Raw genomic sequence first — 984 nt, forward strand, 5'->3', positions numbered from 1 at the left:
GATGGTTCACTGAAAGATTTAGAGAAGCGCTTAGAGACCTTAAGAGAAGAGTTTGAAGATTTGAAAGAGTGTTCATTTTAGGTTTAATGGAGGAATAAAGCAGATGAAAATACCTGATCATAGTCATGAGTATCTGATACCAATAGCCACGAAAGAGGAAATCAGAGAAGGAACTTCGCAAGATAGCGTTGTTGTTCCGAAGATTTTAGGGACGGCATCTTTGTATTCGTATGAAACCTTTGCGCCGTTAGAACAGGTTGTGAATGCAAGGCAAGAGTCGGAAAAAGCCATGGCGCGTGCGAATGGTGCGCAACAGGTTGCAGAAGAATCGAAATCTATTGCTGAACGTGCAGAACAAACAGCGAAAGATGCTTCTCAAACAGCAACAGAGACAACCCAAGTAGCAGCGACCGCGGTAGCGACGAGTCATGAAGTTAAGACGATAGCAACACAAGCAAGTCTTAAGGCGGATGGCGCAAAACGGACAGCTGATGATGCCAAGGATATTGCAGAAGAGGCAAAGGCTCTTTCAGAACAATCCAAGAATGCTTGTGCTGAAGTCAAGGAATCTGTTGCAACTGTTAAGAGAGTTGCCGAATCGGCGCAAACAGGAGTGGAACAAGCCTCGCAAACAGCTTCAGAAGCGAAGGGTTTGGCGGAAGCGGCGAAAAGTGCAGCAGAGAGTGTAACAGAGAAAGTAGATCAAGCACTAAGAGAGGCTAGCGATGCAAAATCTAAAGCAGAAGGCTTAGAAACAATAGCCAATGAAGCAAAATCCACGAGTGATCATGCAAGCCAAACCGCTTTGAGTGCAAAAAGTTTATCAGAAGAAGCCAAGGAAGTAGCCGAGACTGCGAAGTCGACAGCAGAAGAAGCGAAGAGTGTTGCGGAGCAAGCAAAAGAAGAAGCTGATACGACGAAGCAAGGGCTTGGAGAGGTCAAGAGTTCATTAGACACGGTGACAGCAACGACAAATTCTGCGAA

At 45.6% G+C, this 984-nt stretch carries 1 protein-coding gene; it reads left to right on the forward strand.

What is annotated here, in order from left to right; genetic code table 11:
- Positions 1-103 precede the first annotated feature (103 nt).
- The coding region (locus ACFINX_RS10205) for an alanine-zipper protein (protein ID WP_375668809.1) at positions 104-984 on the forward strand (881 nt) is incomplete at its 3' end.

The sequence above is a fragment of the Bartonella sp. AP36NXGY genome, from assembly GCF_042195865.1.
GTDB lineage: Bacteria > Pseudomonadota > Alphaproteobacteria > Rhizobiales > Rhizobiaceae > Bartonella.